This window comes from Labrenzia sp. C1B70, assembly GCF_000475395.1.
Lineage (GTDB): Bacteria > Pseudomonadota > Alphaproteobacteria > Rhizobiales > Stappiaceae > Roseibium > Roseibium algicola.
This window is the reverse complement of sequence record NZ_AXCE01000048.1, coordinates 1-16,492: the sequence shown is the minus strand read 5'-3', so window position 1 is coordinate 16,492 and position 16,492 is coordinate 1. Positions and strand designations below refer to the sequence as shown.

Below are 16,492 nucleotides of genomic sequence, written 5' to 3'. Positions count from 1 at the left end.
CTTGTTGCGCTCAAATTTTTCTTTCGCCATCGGATTACTCCGTTTCTCTAGTTCTTCTTGACGTTAAGAGGATGGGCTCAGGCGTATTTCGCCTGAACCTCTTCGGCGACAGCCTGCGGCACCTGCTCGTAGTGATCGAACACCATCGAGTACTGTGCGCGGCCCTGAGACATGGAACGCAGGTTGTTCACGTAACCAAACATGTTGGCCAGCGGGACCATTGCGGTGATGACAGTAACGACGCCCCGGTTCTCCGTACCCGCGATCTGGCCGCGGCGGGAGTTCAGGTCACCAATCACGTCACCCATGTAGTCTTCCGGTGTGACAACCTCGACCTTCATGATCGGCTCGAGCAGTTTCGGGCCGGCCTTGGCAATACCTTCGCGGAAACCGGCACGGCCGGCGATTTCGAAGGCGAGAACCGAGGAGTCAACGTCGTGGTAGGCACCATCAATCAGGGTTGCCTTGATATCGAGCATCGGGAAGCCTGCCAGCGGACCGGAAGACATGACGCTTTCGATACCTTTGGTAACGCCCGGGATGTATTCCTTCGGAATGGACCCGCCGACGATCTTGCTTTCGAAGACGTAGCCTTCGTTCGGCTCGGCCGGCTCGATGACAAGCTTGACGCGAGCGAACTGACCGGAACCACCAGACTGCTTCTTGTGGGTGTAATCCACTTCAGAAACCTTGGTGATGGTTTCGCGGTAAGCCACCTGCGGCGCACCGATGTTGGCCTCGACCTTGAACTCGCGCTTCATGCGGTCGACGATGATGTCCAGGTGCAGTTCGCCCATGCCGGCGATGATGGTCTGACCGGATTCTTCGTCGGTTTTGACGCGGAAGGACGGATCTTCAGCAGCCAGGCGGTTGAGCGCGAGGCCCATCTTTTCCTGGTCACCCTTGGTCTTCGGCTCGACAGCGATCTCGATGACCGGCTCCGGAAATTCCATGCGCTCCAAAATCACCGGCTTAAGCGGATCACACAGGGTGTCGCCAGTCGTGGTGTCCTTCAGACCAGCGATAGCAACGATATCGCCTGCATAGGCTACATCGATGTCTTCGCGGGAGTTGGAGTGCATCTGCATCATCCGGCCGACGCGCTCACGCTTGTCTTTCACGGTGTTCAGCAGGGACACGCCCTTGTTCAGAACGCCGGAATAGATGCGGCAGAACGTCAGGGAACCAACGAACGGGTCGTTGGCGATCTTGAACGCCAGCAGGCCGAGCGGCTCTTCATCGGAAGACTTGCGAACGATTTCGCTTTCCGTCTTCGGGTCGATACCCTTGATATCCGGAACTTCAACCGGGCTCGGCAGGTAGTCGACAACTGCGTCGAGAAGCGGCTGAACGCCTTTGTTCTTGAACGCGGAACCGCAGAAGACCGGAACGAATTCGGTGCTGATCGTACCCTTGCGGATAAGCTTCTTGAGCGTCTCGATGGAGGGCTCTTCGCCTTCCAGATAAGCTTCCATGACAGCTTCGTCGACTTCGACAACAGTCTCGATCAGAGCATCGCGAGCTTCCTGAGCGCGATCTACGAGATCGGCCGGAATGTCGACAACGTCCCAGGCAGCGCCAAGGTTTTCGGACTGCCAGATCAGAGCCTTCATTTCCAGAAGGTCGATACAGCCAGCGAATTCGCTTTCAGCGCCAACCGGAAGCTGCATGACCAGCGGAGTTGCGCCGAGGCGTTCCTTGATCATCTTGACGCAGCGATCGAAATCGGCGCCCAGCTTGTCCATCTTGTTGACGAAGATCATCCGCGGGACATGATACTTGTCGGCCTGGCGCCAAACAGTTTCAGTCTGCGGCTCAACGCCAGCGTTTGCATCCAGAAGGGCGACGGCACCGTCGAGCACGCGCAGGGAACGTTCAACTTCAATGGTGAAGTCAACGTGGCCCGGGGTGTCGATGATGTTCAGGCGCTTTTCTTTCCAGAAAGCGGTGGTTGCAGCAGAGGTGATCGTGATGCCACGCTCCTGCTCCTGCTCCATCCAGTCCATGGTGGCTGCGCCGTCATGAACTTCGCCGATCTTGTGGCTCTTACCAGTGTAGAAGAGGATCCGCTCAGTCGTAGTGGTCTTTCCAGCATCGATGTGAGCCATGATGCCGAAGTTGCGGTAGTCCTCGATTTTATGCGTGCGCGCCATTGCGTCAGCCCTTCGAAGTCACAAATTACCAGCGATAGTGCGAGAATGCGCGGTTGGCGTCTGCCATCCGGTGCGTGTCTTCGCGCTTCTTGACTGCGGTACCACGGTTGTTTGCTGCGTCGAGCAGCTCGCCGGAAAGACGGTCAACCATCGTGGTTTCGTTACGATTGCGAGCCGCAGTGATCAGCCAGCGAATAGCCAGCGCCTGACGGCGGTCGGTACGAACCTCGACCGGGACCTGGTAGGTCGCACCACCAACACGGCGGGAGCGAACTTCCACTTGCGGCATAACGTTCTCAAGAGCAGCGTGGAACACTTCGATCGGGTTCTCGCGGGTCTTGTTTTCGACGACGTCGAAAGCACCGTAAACGATGCGCTCGGCAGTCGACTTCTTACCGTCGTACATGATGGAGTTCATGAACTTCGTTACGACGATATCCCCGAACTTCGGATCCGGGTTAATTTCGCGTTTTTCAGCGCGGTGACGACGGGACATCTGATGTGCTCCTTACTTCGGCCGCTTCGCGCCGTACTTCGAACGGCGCTGCTTACGATCCTTGACGCCCTGGGTATCGAGCACACCACGGATGATGTGGTAGCGCACACCCGGCAAGTCCTTTACGCGACCGCCGCGGATCATAACCACCGAGTGTTCCTGAAGGTTGTGACCTTCACCCGGGATGTAGCCAATGACTTCGAAGCCGTTGGTCAGGCGGATTTTGGCCACCTTACGCAGAGCCGAGTTCGGCTTCTTCGGCGTCGTCGTGTAAACGCGGGTGCAAACACCACGCTTCTGGGGGCAGGCCTCCATGGCCGGCACCTTGTTCCGCTTCGGCGGATCTTTCCGCGGCTTGCGGATCAACTGGTTGATGGTCGGCATTCTTTGCCCTTTACCTTGTCCATCCAAAAATTCGTATGCAACTGCAGTCCCCCGCTGACCTTGACCCCTCCTCGGCCTGAGCCGTGAAGACATGCAAAATCGCGCCCGCGCGCTCAATGAAGAGCGGCCGGCGCTGCGAAAAACCAGAGGACCACGAGTTACCCCGCGGTCATGCAATCGACGCGTATTCGCCTATATAACCCGGCAGCGTTTAAGAGGACTGGGTCCTGCGCCTTGGTGGCGCTGGACGGGTTCGCACTTACCGCCTGCCCTTGGGATGCGCGGAAACTACTCATATGCACCCATTGCGTCAAGTGCTTTGTCGAAAAAACAGCGTTTGTGCGGGTTACAGATCCGCCATCTGAATTTCCGACACGATTTCCGCTACTTACCAGCGCCAAACGATAGTTTTCAGCGCCTTTTCGGTAATTTTATTTCGCTGGCAGATTCCGCATTCCGGCGGAATTCTGAATCAACTCTAACCGGAATGACTCAAATCAGGTCAGATCGGTGGGTTTTGCCAGGTCATCGTGCAACGCAGGCCCTTGATTCATGGGACCGATTCCAGACGAACCCGCCATAAGCGCATTCCGGATTCGCCGGCCATAGCCCCTCACCCGCCGATATGCTCCTGATGCACGGCAGGTATTTGCGGGCGAGCGATCTTTCAGCCTCCTCAGGCCGTGAAAGTCACGATTGCAACGTTTCCGGCAAGCGCATCCTGGTAGGCACCTTCGTAAACCGGATCATCCGGTTCGCCATCCATTACGCCGATCTGGTCGAGCTCGGCTTCCGCAAACCCCTGAGCCGAGAGAGATTCAAGTGTCTTGCGAACCGCATCGTCGTCATCCGGCGCTGTCAGCAGCGCGTGAATGGTGATGGCGTCATCCGGCGAAGCGTCTTCATTTTCCCAGACCCTGCCAATGACGATGTAGACCACCGGGTCCAGTTCAAGTTCATTGTCGTTCATATCATCAGGCCTCTTTTGCCTCATTATACAAGAAAGGCCGCCCGAGGGCGGCCTTTCGACAGTTCGACGGGAAACCGATTACTCGGCTGCACCGGTCATATCTTCCAGAAGGCCTTCCGCTGCACTGTCCGAAGACTGCTGACGTTGAGCTTCCTGGATCAGGTCGTCGCGATGCGTCGCGATCTGACGGATCCGCTTCATCACCCCACCGGTACCGGCCGGGATCAGGCGGCCGACGATGACGTTCTCCTTGAGGCCGACCAACGGGTCGGTCTTGCCGTTGACTGCCGCATCGGTAAGGACGCGGGTCGTCTCCTGGAAGGAGGCGGCGGAGAAGAACGAGCGCGTCTGCAGCGACGCCTTGGTGATGCCGAGCAGAACCGGCGTCCCCTTGGCAGGATCGCGCGCATTGTCGATCGCCCGACGGTTGGCTTCCTCGAAGTCGATCTTGTCGATCTGTTCGCCGGAGAAGAACTCCGTATCGCCCGGATCGGTGATCTCGACCTTCTGCAGCATCTGGCGGACAATCACTTCAATGTGCTTGTCGTTGATGGTCACACCCTGCAGGCGGTAGACTTCCTGGATCTCGTTGACGAGGTAAGCCGCAAGGGCCTCCACGCCTTTAACCGCCAGGATGTCGTGCGGAGCCGGGTTGCCGTCGAGGATGTACTCACCCTTTTCAATGGCATCGCCTTCCTGAAGATGGAAGTGCTTGCCTTTCGGGATGAGGTATTCGACAGGCTCGACACCTTCTTCCGCCGGCTCGATGATGACGCGACGCTTGTTCTTGTAATCGCGACCGAAGCGGATCGTACCATCGATTTCGGCGATGATCGCATGATCCTTCGGACGGCGAGCCTCGAACAGTTCCGCAACACGCGGCAGACCACCGGTGATGTCCTTGGTCTTGGCGCTTTCCAGCGGGATACGGGCCAGAACGTCACCAGCCTTGACCGAAGCTCCCGGCTGAACGGACAGAACCGCGTCAACGGAAAGCATCAGACGGGCATCGGAGCCACGATCGGTCTTGGAAATGCTGCCTTTTTCGTCCTTGACGACGATAGCCGGCTTCAGATCCTGACCACGCTGCGAAGAACGCCAGTCAATGACGACACGCTTGGTGATGCCGGTCGCTTCGTCGGCCGTTTCCTGAACGGACGCACCATCGACCAGATCCTCGAAGTCCACGATACCATCGACTTCAGCAAGCATCGGACGGGTATACGGATCCCACTCGGCAATCCGCTGACCGCGCTTGACCGCATCGCCTTCATCGACATGCAGCTTGGAACCGTAGGCCACACGATGCACGGCACGCTCGTTGCCGTCGCTGTCGATGACAACGATGGACATGTTGCGAACCATGGCAATCAGGTTGCCGTCGCTGTCGCGATTGACCGAACGGTTCCGGATCTTGACCGTGCCGTCGACGTTGGACTCGATGAACGAGCTGTCGACAACCTGTGCGGTACCACCAATGTGGAAGGTACGCATGGTCAGCTGCGTGCCAGGCTCACCGATCGACTGTGCGGCGATGACGCCGACAGCTTCACCCATGTTCACGGGCGTACCGCGAGCAAGGTCACGACCATAGCAGGTCGCGCAGACGCCGGTTTCGGTTTCACAGGTAAGAACCGAGCGGATCTTGATCTGCTGAACCTTGGCAGCCTCGATGGCATCAACATCCTTCTCGTCGATCAGCGTGCCCTTGGGGACAAGCAGTTCGCCGGTCTGGTTGTTGTAGACATCTTCCGCAGTCGTACGGCCCAGAACGCGCATGCCGAGCGAAGCGATGACGTTACCGGCATCGACGATCGGAGCAACGGTGATGCCGCGCGTGGATCCGCAATCCGGTTCCAGGATGATGGAATCCTGGGCGACGTCCACCAGACGGCGGGTCAGGTAACCGGAGTTTGCGGTCTTCAGAGCGGTATCGGCCAGACCCTTACGGGCACCGTGGGTGGAGTTGAAGTACTCCAGAACCGACAGGCCTTCCTTGAAGTTCGAGATGATCGGGTTCTCGATGATGGAACCGTCCGGCTTGGCCATCAGGCCGCGCATGCCGGCCAGCTGCTTCATCTGCTGGGGCGAACCACGAGCACCGGAGTGCGACATCATGTAGACCGAGTTCATCGGCTTCTGACGACCGGTTTCCTCATCGATCTGGACCGCCTTGATGCGGGCCATCATCTCGTCAGCAATCTTGTCGGTACATTTCGCCCAGGCGTCGACAACCTTGTTGTACTTTTCGCCCTGGGTGATCAGACCGTCGTTGTACTGCTGCTCGTATTCGGTCGCGAGCGACGAGGTTTCGGCCACCAGTTTGTGCTTGGTGTCCGGAATGACCATGTCGTCCATGCCGAAGGAGATGCCGGCGTTACAGGCGTTCTTGAAGCCAAGCTGCATGATCCGGTCACAGAAGATAACCGTCTCCTTCTGACCGCAGGCACGGTAAACCGTGTCGATCATCTTGGAGATGTCCTTCTTGGTCATCAGCTTGTTGCAGACCTCGAACGGCACTTCGTGGTGCTTCGGCAGAAGCTCCGCGATGAGCATGCGGCCCGGAGTGGTCTCGATGATTTCGGAAGTCGGATTGCCTTCCGCATCGATGGACCGATACCGACCCTTCACCTTGGTGTGCAGCGTGATGACCTTGTTGGCCAGCGCATGGTGGATCTCACCAGTGTTGCCGAAGACCATGCCTTCGCCCGGCTCACCTTCTGCCATGATGGACAGATAGTAGAGACCCAGAACGATATCCTGCGAAGGAACGATGATCGGGCCACCGTTTGCCGGATGCAGAATGTTGTTGGTCGACATCATCAGCGTACGCGCTTCGAGCTGGGCTTCCAGCGAAAGCGGTACGTGAACAGCCATCTGGTCACCGTCGAAGTCGGCGTTGAAGGCCGAGCAGACGAGCGGGTGCAGCTGGATGGCCTTGCCTTCGATCAGCGTCGGTTCGAAGGCCTGGATACCAAGACGGTGCAGCGTCGGCGCGCGGTTCAGGAGAACCGGGTGCTCACGGATGACTTCGTCGAGGATGTCCCAGACTTCCGGCCGTTCCTTTTCAACCAGCTTCTTGGCCTGCTTGACGGTCGAGGAGAAACCCTTGGCGTCGAGGCGCGAATAGATGAACGGCTTGAACAGCTCAAGCGCCATCTTCTTCGGCAGACCGCACTGGTGCAGCTTCAGTTCCGGACCCACGGTGATAACCGAACGGCCGGAATAGTCGACGCGCTTGCCGAGCAGGTTCTGACGGAACCGGCCCTGCTTGCCCTTCAGCATGTCGGACAGCGACTTCAGCGGACGCTTGTTGGCGCCGGTGATGACGCGGCCGCGGCGGCCGTTGTCGAACAGGGCGTCAACGGACTCCTGAAGCATGCGCTTTTCGTTCCGGATGATGATATCCGGAGCACGCAGTTCCATCAGGCGGCGCAGACGGTTGTTACGGTTGATCACGCGGCGGTAGAGATCGTTCAGATCGGACGTCGCGAAACGGCCACCGTCAAGCGGTACCAGCGGGCGCAGATCCGGCGGGATAACCGGAACCACGGTCATGATCATCCACTCCGGGCGGTTGCCCGATTCCATGAATGCTTCGATAACCTTCAGGCGCTTGGCAAGCTTCTTCGGCTTCAGTTCGGTGGTCGCCTCGGCGATCTCCTGACGCAGCTTCTCGCTCTCGCGTTCCAGATCCATGCTCATCAGGATCTCGCGGATCGCCTCGGCACCGATCATGGCGGTGAAGGCATCTTCGCCATACTCGTCCTGAGCGGCGATGAAGTCTTCTTCCGACAGAAGCTGGTGCTGCTTGAGCGGGGTCAGGCCCGGCTCGAGAACAACATAGTTCTCGAAATACAGAACGCGTTCCAGGTCCTTCAGCGTCATGTCGAGCAGAAGGCCGATACGGCTCGGCAGGGACTTCAGGAACCAGATGTGCGCAACAGGCGCAGCCAGTTCGATGTGGCCCATGCGCTCACGGCGAACCCGCGACAGGGTGACTTCAACGCCACACTTTTCGCAGATGACGCCCTTGTATTTCATGCGCTTGTATTTGCCGCAAAGACATTCGTAGTCCTTGATCGGGCCAAAGATACGCGCGCAGAACAGACCGTCGCGCTCAGGCTTGAACGTACGGTAGTTGATGGTCTCCGGCTTTTTGATTTCGCCGAAAGACCAGGACAAGATCTTTTCCGGGCTCGCAAGCGAAATCCGGATATTGTCGAAGGTCTGTGCGGGAGCCTGCTGATTGAACAGGTTCATGACCTCATGATTCATGATCCATCTCCTTCGATGCGCGGTGGGGGAGCGAGCTCTTGCGCCCCTCCCCGCAACCGGCATTCCAAGTCATTTGTGGTCCGTAGGCGGGGTTATTCTGCGGCGTCCGCAGTTTCTTCCTCGCCGATCACGGGGACATCGGTTCGTTGCAGTTCAACGTTGAGACCCAGGGACCGCATTTCCTTCACAAGCACGTTGAAGCTTTCCGGAATGCCTGCCTCGAAGGTGTCGTCGCCACGAACGATGGCCTCATAGACCTTCGTACGGCCGGCAACGTCATCCGACTTGACGGTGAGCATTTCCTGCAGCGTGTAGGCTGCACCGTAAGCTTCAAGCGCCCAGACCTCCATTTCCCCGAAGCGCTGGCCACCGAACTGTGCCTTACCACCGAGCGGCTGCTGGGTGACGAGCGAGTACGGGCCAATGGAACGGGCATGGATCTTGTCGTCGACAAGGTGGTGGAGCTTCAGCATGTAGATGTAGCCCACGGTTACCTTGCGGTCGAACTCTTCACCGGTCCGGCCATCGTACAGAACGGACTGGCCGCTCGGGTCGTAGCCGGCAATGTTGAGCGCCTCGACGACATCGGGTTCACGAGCACCGTCGAAGACCGGCGTCGCGATGCTGACGCCCTTCTTCAGCTGCTCCGCCAGGCGTACGATACCTTCGTCATCGTATTCCTTGACGTTGTCGCCCTTCATGTTGTCGCCGTAGATCTCGACAATCTTGCCGCGCAATTCGCCGATCTCGCCCGACTTCCTGTACTCGTCGTACATTTCGCCGATCCGGTTACCCATGCCGCGGCAGGCCCAACCCAGGTGGGTTTCAAGGATCTGACCGACGTTCATGCGCGACGGAACGCCGAGCGGGTTCAGCACGATATCGACATGCGTGCCGTCTTCAAGGAACGGCATGTCTTCGCACGGGTTGATCTTCGAGACCACGCCCTTGTTGCCGTGACGGCCGGCCATCTTGTCGCCCGGCTGAAGCTTGCGCTTCACGGCAACAAAGACCTTGACCATCTTCATGACGCCCGGCGGCAGTTCGTCACCGCGCTGCAGTTTCTCGACCTTGTCGATGAAACGCTGCTCGAGACGCTTGCGGCTGTCGTCATACTGACCACGCAGAGCTTCGATTTCGGACATGAACTTCTCGTCGTCAGTGGCAAACTGCCACCACTGCGAGCGCGGGAAGTCGTTGAGAACGTCCCCGGTCAGTACGGTGTCCTTCTTGGAGCCCTTCGGGCCGGCAATGGCGGTTTTGTCCATCAGCATCTCGGCCAGACGGCCATAGACGTTGCGGTCGAGGATCGCCTGTTCGTCGTCGCGGTCCTTTGCGAGACGCTCGATTTCCTCACGCTCGATCGCCATCGCGCGTTCGTCTTTTTCAACGCCGTGGCGGTTGAAGACGCGCACTTCGACAACGGTACCGGAAACCCCCGGCGGCAGGCGCAGGGAGGTATCGCGCACGTCGGACGCCTTTTCACCGAAGATGGCGCGCAGAAGCTTTTCTTCCGGCGTCATCGGGCTTTCGCCCTTCGGAGTGATCTTGCCGACCAGGATGTCGCCCGGGTTCAGCTCGGCACCGATGTAGACGATACCGGCTTCGTCGAGGTTCTTCAGCGCTTCTTCCGAAACGTTCGGAATGTCGCGGGTGATTTCTTCCGGCCCAAGCTTGGTGTCACGCGCCATCACTTCGAATTCCTCGAGGTGGATGGAGGTGAACACGTCATCGGAGACGATGCGTTCGGACAGGAGGATGGAATCCTCGAAGTTGTAGCCGTTCCAGGGCATGAACGCGACGAGCACGTTCCGGCCGAGCGCCAGATCACCGAGATCGGTCGACGGACCGTCGGCAATGATGTCGCCCTTGTGGATCCGATCACCGACACGCACCAGCGGACGCTGGTTGATGCAGGTGTTCTGGTTGGACCGCTGGAACTTCTGCAGCCGGTAGATATCGACGCCGGACTTGCCCGGATCGAGGTCTTCGGTCGCACGGATAACGATACGGGTCGCATCCACCTGGTCGACAACGCCAGCACGGCGGGCACCGATGGCAGCACCGGAATCGCGTGCCACGATCGGCTCCATGCCTGTACCGACGAACGGCGCTTCGGCACGAACCAGCGGAACGGCCTGACGCTGCATGTTCGAGCCCATCAGTGCGCGGTTGGCGTCATCGTTCTCAAGGAACGGAATGAGCGCGGCCGCGACGGACACGAGCTGTTTCGGCGAAACGTCCATGAGGTCGACCTTGTCGGACGGAACCATCATGTTTTCACCGGCGTGACGGCAGGTGATCAGCTCTTCGGTGAACCGGCCCTCGTCGTCGTAGACGGCGTTGGACTGGGCCACGTAGTGCTTGGCTTCTTCCATGGCGGAAAGATAAACGACTTCGTTGGTAACGGCGCCGTCTTTCACTTTCCGGTACGGGCTTTCGATGAAGCCGTACTTGTTCACACGGGCAAAGGTTGCCAGCGAGTTGATCAGACCGATGTTCGGGCCTTCCGGCGTTTCAATCGGGCAGATACGGCCGTAGTGCGTCGGGTGAACGTCGCGGACTTCGAAGCCTGCGCGTTCGCGGGTCAGACCGCCCGGGCCAAGTGCCGACAGGCGGCGCTTGTGGGTGACTTCCGACAGCGGGTTGGTCTGGTCCATGAACTGCGACAGCTGCGAGGAGCCGAAGAATTCACGAACGGCAGCAGCAGCCGGCTTCGCGTTGATCAGGTCCTGAGGCATGACCGTGTCGATTTCGACAGAGCTCATGCGTTCCTTGATCGCACGTTCCATGCGCAGCAGACCGACGCGGTACTGATTTTCCATCAGCTCGCCGACAGAACGAACACGGCGGTTGCCGAGGTTGTCGATGTCGTCGATTTCGCCCTTGCCATCGCGCAGTTCAAGAAGAACCCGGATGACTTCCAGGATGTCGTCCTTGCGCAGCGTGCGAACGGTGTCGGCACACTCCACGTCGAGACGCATGTTCATCTTCACGCGGCCAACGGCGGACAGGTCATAGCGCTCTTCGTCGAAGAACAGCGACTGGAACATCGCCTCGGCAGTGTCGATGGTGGGCGGCTCGCCCGGACGCATCACGCGGTAGATGTCAAACAGAGCATCTTCACGAGACTCGTTCTTGTCGACCGACAGGGTGTTGCGGATGTACGGACCGGTGTTGACATGATCGATGTCGAGCATCGGCAGCTCGTGGTAACCACGATCGACCAGTTCTTCCAGCAGCTTGCCGGAAATCTCGTCGCCTGCTTCAGCGTAGATTTCACCGCTCTTCATGTCGACGATGTCTTCAGCCAGGTACTGGCCATGAAGGTCTTCGTCGGTCACTTTCAAGGCGGTGACGCCTTTTTCCTCAAGCTGCTTGATGGTGCGCTGAGTGATCTTCCGGCCACCTTCGATCACCACTTCGCCGCTGTCAGCGTCGATCAGGTCGTAGGACGCCTTGGTGCCCTTCAGACGGTTGCCGTCAAACGGCATGCGCCAGGAGCCGTCCTTCTGACGGGTGTAATCGATACGCTTGTAGAACGTGTTGAGGATTTCCTCACCATCGAGGCCAAGCGCCATCAGCAGGGACGTAACCGGGATCTTGCGGCGACGGTCGATGCGCGCATGCACGATGTCCTTGGCGTCGAATTCGATATCGAGCCAGGAACCGCGATACGGGATCACGCGTGCTGCGAACAGCAACTTGCCGGAAGAATGGGTCTTGCCCTTGTCATGGTCGAAGAACACACCCGGAGAACGGTGCATCTGGGAAACGATGACGCGCTCGGTGCCGTTGACGATGAACGTGCCGTTGTCGGTCATGAACGGCATGTCGCCCATGTAGACATCTTGTTCCTTGATGTCTTTCACGGACTTCGCGCCGGTGTCTTCATCGACATCGAACACGATCAGGCGCAGGGTAACCTTCAGCGGAGCCGCAAAGGTCATGTCGCGCTGGCGGCACTCATCGACGTCGTATTTGGGAGCTTCAAATTCAAAGGAAACAAATTCCAGAAGGGAAGTGCCCGCAAAATCGGAGATCGGAAATACGGACTGGAAGACCGCTTCAAGGCCTTCATTCTTGCGGCCACCGCCCGGCATCTCGTCGACCTGCAGAAACTGGTCGTAGGATGCTTTTTGAACCTCGATGAGATTAGGCATAGCCGCGACATCGCGGATCGATCCGAAATATTTACGGACCTTTTTGCGACCGTTGAACGTTTGGGTCATTGTCGCTCCTCGTATCGGCCGGGTAACGGCTTCCCGAAACGCCCCTTTTCCAATCGGGCGAGCGCCCGGGCGCTTCGGAAAACCGTCCCCCCTGGATCAACCTGCTTCAGGTGCCCTCACCTGAAACCAGACAAGTTGACCGGTCTTAGGGGCCTAGAACATCTTCATCTGCCGTCTTGCGAAAGCAGGATGCCCTAGTGGTACGTTTGCCCCGGAAACGGGAAAATCCCGCCGGGGCTAGGTACGGTCCCGGTTTCCCGGGACCGTTCAAAAGGCCGGTAGGCCTTTATTATTTCAGCTCGACAGATGCGCCAGCTTCTTCGAGCTTCTTCTTCAGCTCTTCTGCTTCGTCTTTGCCAACGCCTTCCTTGACCGGCTTCGGAGCGCCTTCGACGAGCTCCTTAGCTTCTTTCAGGCCAAGACCGGTGATTGCGCGGACTTCCTTGATGACGTTGATTTTCTTGTCGCCGGCAGAAGCCAGGATAACGTCAAATTCGGTCTTTTCTTCAGCAGCAGCTGCATCGCCGCCACCAGCAGCAACAGCAGCAACTGCGACCGGAGCAGCAGCAGAAACGCCCCACTTTTCTTCCAGAAGCTTGCTGAGTTCAGCAGCTTCCATAACGGTCAGTGCGGACAGTTCTTCAACGAGCTTTTCAAGATCAGCCATTTTTCAGTACCTTAAGTTCGAACCAGTTTTGGTTACGTGAGACAGTGTGTTTTGGACGCCTTATGCGGCCTCGTCCTTCTTGGCGTAAGCGCCGAAGACGCGGGCAAGCTGCCCGGCCGGAGCGTTGACAACCTGTGCAATCCGGGAAGCCGGGGTCTGGATCATGCCAACCAGTTTCGCACGCAGCTCATCGAGCGACGGCATGGTTGCCAGAGACTTGACCCCATCCGGGTTCAGGTTGGTCGAGCCAAGAGCACCACCAAGGATCGCAAACTTTTCGTTTGCCTTGGCGAAATCGACGGCTGCTTTCGGAGCGGCTACCGGATCGTCGGAATGGACGATAACGGTCGGGCCCTGAAACAGGTCGGAGATGTGCTCAAGGTCGGTGCCTTGAAGGGCGAGTTTGACAAGGCGGTTTTTTGCGACTTTTACAGTGCCGCCGGCTTCGCGCACGGATGCCCGCAGTGCGGTCATCTGAGCTACCGAAAGGCCTGCATAGTGCGCGACGACGACAACACCGGTATTACCCAGCTCGGCGTTGAGGGCCGACACGAACTCGTGCTTTTCCGCTCTTTCCACTTGCCTTCTCCATTTGGCGGCTGTGACGCCGCCGGTTTACCTTGCCGCCTGGCAGATGGTCCCGAACCCGGTACCGCCTGTCCTGGCGACGCTCAGGGTCCTGTCCCCTCACCTTCGCGCCAGAAGCGCTCGGCAAGGTCTGGTTCGAACCAGGTTTTCCACCGGATCGGTGGGAAATTCGGTTCTCACCCATCTATGCAGGCCTTGTTCGGCTTAAGCCGGTTTCCCGGCACCTGCAGTCTCGGACAGGGCAACCCGGCAGCAAGCCGCCGGGTCTATTCGGCCTTTCGGCCGAAATCTCGTATCAATCCGGAAAGTCCGGATTATTCGCCAGCAACGGTGGCGAGATCGACCTTTACGCCCGGGCCCATCGTGGAGGACACGGCGATGCGCTTCAGGTAGGTGCCTTTTGCGCCAGACGGCTTGGCTTTCTGAACGGCGTCCAGCAGAGCCTTGACGTTCTGGGTGATCGCTTCTTCAGAGAAGGACACCTTGCCAACGCCAGCGTGAACGATACCGGCCTTTTCAACGCGGAACTGAACAGCGCCGCCCTTGGCGTCGTTGACGGCGGACTTGACGTCCGGGGTCACGGTGCCAACCTTCGGGTTCGGCATCAGGCCGCGCGGGCCGAGAACCTTACCGAGACGACCGACGAGCGGCATCATGTCCGGAGTTGCAATGCAGCGATCGAAGTCGATCTTGCCGCCCTGAACTTCCTGAACCAGCTCTTCTGCACCGACGATGTCGGCGCCAGCAGCCTTGGCTTCTTCGGCCTTGTCGCCGCGAGCAAACACAGCAACGCGAACGGTCTTGCCGGTGCCGTTCGGCAGGATGCACACGCCGCGGACCATCTGGTCTGCGTGACGCGGATCAACGCCGAGATTGATCGCAACTTCAACGGTTTCGTCGAACTTGGTCTTGGAACGGTCCTTCACGAGGCCGATGGCTTCGTTCAGGGAATACAGCTTGTTGCGGTCGATACCTTCACGAGCTGCCTGGATGCGCTTTCCAACCTTCGCCATGATCTTACTCCGTTACCTCGAGGCCCATGGAGCGGGCGGAGCCTTCGACCATCAGCATAGCTGCGTCGATGTCGTTGGCGTTCAGGTCCTTCATCTTGGCTTCGGCGATTTCCTTCACCTGCGCCTTGGTCACAGAACCAACCGTGCCACGGCCCGGGGTCTGGGAGCCCTTCTGCAGCTTGGCAGCTTTCTTCAGGAAGAAGCTGACCGGAGCCGTCTTCACTTCGAACGTGAAGGACTTGTCGGAGTAGTAGGTGATCACGGTCGGGCACGGTGCGCCCTTTTCAGCATCCTGCGTAGCGGCGTTGAAGGCCTTGCAGAATTCCATGATGTTCAGACCACGCTGACCGAGCGCCGGACCAATGGGCGGCGACGGAGTAGCGGAACCTGCCGGCACCTGAAGCTTCAGGAAACCTTCGATTTTTTTCGCCATGTTTCTCTCCAGTCATTAACAGCTGAATGGCTCTTCAGCTGATTGGGAGTTGGTGGTTCGGCCCTGTTGGAACCCGGCGAAGAGTTCCGGAACCTTCCACCCTTTCACCCCGGATGCCGCATCCTTGTGGACACTGCGACCGGGCTCTCACGCCACCCCTCGGGGCAGCAAACGATCAGAGCTTGTCGACCTGACCGAATTCCAGTTCCACCGGCGTTGCACGGCCGAAGATGGACACGGCCACCTTCAAACGCGCACGCTCGTCGTCCACTTCCTCGACAAGGCCGGAGAAGGACGCGAACGGACCGTCGGAAACACGCACCTGCTCGCCAACCTCGAAAGTCACGGACGGCTTCGGCCGGTCCACGCCTTCCTGCACCTGGTTGATGATGCGCATTGCTTCTTTTTCCGGGATCGGCATCGGCTTCTGATCCGCGCCCAGGAACCCGGTTACCTTCGGAGTATCCTTGATGAGGTGGAAAGCCTCGTTGGTCATTTCCATCTTCACCAGGACGTAGCCCGGGAAGAACTTGCGCTCTGCATCGACCTTGCGGCCACGGCGCACTTCAACGACCTTTTCCATCGGAACGAGAATCTCTTCGAACAGGTCGGACAGACCCTTCTGCTCGGCCTTTTCGCGGATGGACTCGGCGACCTTCTTCTCGAAATTGGAGTAGGCGTGCACAATGTACCAGCGCTTGGCCATGGATCTCAGTTCCGTTTCTTGTTCTTTGTCTTCAAACCGGACAGTCGCCCGGGCGGCTGACTGAAATTAGCCGCCGACACCCAGAAGATAGCCGATCCCGAAGCCCATCAACTGATCTGCCACGAGAAAAAAGATCGCCGCGATCACAACCATGATGAAAACCATGACAGTGGTCACTGCTGTTTCTTTGCGCGTCGGCCAAGTTACCTTGGACGTTTCCGCGCGTACTTCCTGGATGAATTTAAAGGGATTGGTCTTCGCCATTCCGATTCCGGTCTGTTAAATACGAGTGGGCGCGCGAAAAACTTCGCGCGCCTCACTCGAGGAAACTCTTTAAGCCCTCGAGGCAGATTAATCAAGAGCAAATTGGCAGGGGCAGCAGGGTTCGAACCCGCGACCTACGGTTTTGGAGACCGTCGCTCTACCAGCTGAGCTATACCCCTTCAGAAGTCCGCCTGGGCGAACTTGCTCCTGATACCCTCTGAAGCCGCACATCGCAAGACTTAAGAGGCGGGACTGCCGGGCACAAGGCCCGGCAGCCCGAAATCATCTTATTCGATGATGGATGCGAC

Annotated in this window: 12 protein-coding genes and 1 tRNA gene; all 13 read right to left on the bottom strand. The window is 58.4% G+C overall.

What is annotated here, in order from left to right; all coding sequences use genetic code 11:
• Positions 1–77: 77 nt before the first annotated feature.
• Positions 78–2,153 (bottom strand): elongation factor G, encoded by a 2,076-nt coding sequence (fusA, locus tag Q666_RS59260; RefSeq protein WP_023001589.1) that lies wholly within the window; start codon positions 2,151–2,153, stop codon positions 78–80.
• 25 nt (positions 2,154–2,178) lie between these two features.
• Positions 2,179–2,649 (bottom strand): 30S ribosomal protein S7, encoded by a 471-nt coding sequence (gene rpsG / locus Q666_RS59255; protein ID WP_023001588.1) that lies wholly within the window; start codon positions 2,647–2,649, stop codon positions 2,179–2,181.
• A gap of 12 nt (positions 2,650–2,661) precedes the next feature.
• A complete protein-coding gene (gene rpsL / locus Q666_RS0134100; protein WP_006936459.1) occupies positions 2,662–3,033 on the bottom strand; it encodes a 30S ribosomal protein S12 in 372 nt (123 codons plus the stop codon).
• 676 nt (positions 3,034–3,709) lie between these two features.
• Positions 3,710–4,003, bottom strand: a complete 294-nt coding sequence (locus Q666_RS59250) for a hypothetical protein (protein ID WP_023001587.1) — start codon at positions 4,001–4,003, stop codon at positions 3,710–3,712.
• A gap of 78 nt (positions 4,004–4,081) precedes the next feature.
• Positions 4,082–8,281, bottom strand: a complete 4,200-nt coding sequence (rpoC, locus tag Q666_RS59245; protein ID WP_023001586.1) for a DNA-directed RNA polymerase subunit beta' — start codon at positions 8,279–8,281, stop codon at positions 4,082–4,084.
• Between the two features lie 92 nt (positions 8,282–8,373).
• Positions 8,374–12,513, bottom strand: coding sequence for a DNA-directed RNA polymerase subunit beta (gene rpoB / locus Q666_RS59240; protein WP_031269576.1), 4,140 nt, complete (start codon positions 12,511–12,513; stop codon positions 8,374–8,376).
• A 289-nt stretch (positions 12,514–12,802) separates the two neighbouring features.
• Positions 12,803–13,180: a 50S ribosomal protein L7/L12 gene (rplL, locus tag Q666_RS59235; RefSeq protein WP_023001584.1), complete on the bottom strand. Its 378-nt coding sequence runs from the start codon at positions 13,178–13,180 to the stop codon at positions 12,803–12,805.
• Between the two features lie 60 nt (positions 13,181–13,240).
• Entirely contained in the window at positions 13,241–13,759 is a 519-nt protein-coding gene (rplJ, locus tag Q666_RS59230; protein WP_023001583.1) for a 50S ribosomal protein L10, read from the bottom strand.
• Between the two features lie 323 nt (positions 13,760–14,082).
• Positions 14,083–14,781, bottom strand: a complete 699-nt coding sequence (rplA, locus tag Q666_RS59225; RefSeq protein ID WP_023001582.1) for a 50S ribosomal protein L1 — start codon at positions 14,779–14,781, stop codon at positions 14,083–14,085.
• A gap of 4 nt (positions 14,782–14,785) precedes the next feature.
• A complete protein-coding gene (gene rplK / locus Q666_RS59220) occupies positions 14,786–15,214 on the bottom strand; it encodes a 50S ribosomal protein L11 (RefSeq protein ID WP_023001581.1) in 429 nt (142 codons plus the stop codon).
• Positions 15,215–15,389: 175 nt separating this feature from the next.
• Positions 15,390–15,920, bottom strand: a complete 531-nt coding sequence (nusG, locus tag Q666_RS59215) for a transcription termination/antitermination protein NusG (protein ID WP_006936469.1) — start codon at positions 15,918–15,920, stop codon at positions 15,390–15,392.
• Positions 15,921–15,986: 66 nt separating this feature from the next.
• A complete protein-coding gene (gene secE / locus Q666_RS59210) occupies positions 15,987–16,184 on the bottom strand; it encodes a preprotein translocase subunit SecE (protein ID WP_006936470.1) in 198 nt (65 codons plus the stop codon).
• 103 nt (positions 16,185–16,287) lie between these two features.
• A tRNA-Trp gene (locus tag Q666_RS59205) sits at positions 16,288–16,363 on the bottom strand.
• Positions 16,364–16,492 lie beyond the last annotated feature (129 nt).

Coding starts and splice junctions, on each gene's coding strand:
- fusA (WP_023001589.1), bottom strand. CDS start 2,153: ATGGCGCGCACGCATAAAATCGAGGACTACCGCAACTTCGGCATCATG.
- rpsG (WP_023001588.1), bottom strand. CDS start 2,649: ATGTCCCGTCGTCACCGCGCTGAAAAACGCGAAATTAACCCGGATCCG.
- rpsL (WP_006936459.1), bottom strand. CDS start 3,033: ATGCCGACCATCAACCAGTTGATCCGCAAGCCGCGGAAAGATCCGCCG.
- Q666_RS59250 (WP_023001587.1), bottom strand. CDS start 4,003: ATGAACGACAATGAACTTGAACTGGACCCGGTGGTCTACATCGTCATT.
- rpoC (WP_023001586.1), bottom strand. CDS start 8,281: ATGAATCATGAGGTCATGAACCTGTTCAATCAGCAGGCTCCCGCACAG.
- rpoB (WP_031269576.1), bottom strand. CDS start 12,513: ATGACCCAAACGTTCAACGGTCGCAAAAAGGTCCGTAAATATTTCGGA.
- rplL (WP_023001584.1), bottom strand. CDS start 13,180: ATGGCTGATCTTGAAAAGCTCGTTGAAGAACTGTCCGCACTGACCGTT.
- rplA (WP_023001582.1), bottom strand. CDS start 14,781: ATGGCGAAGGTTGGAAAGCGCATCCAGGCAGCTCGTGAAGGTATCGAC.
- rplK (WP_023001581.1), bottom strand. CDS start 15,214: ATGGCGAAAAAAATCGAAGGTTTCCTGAAGCTTCAGGTGCCGGCAGGT.
- nusG (WP_006936469.1), bottom strand. CDS start 15,920: ATGGCCAAGCGCTGGTACATTGTGCACGCCTACTCCAATTTCGAGAAG.
- secE (WP_006936470.1), bottom strand. CDS start 16,184: ATGGCGAAGACCAATCCCTTTAAATTCATCCAGGAAGTACGCGCGGAA.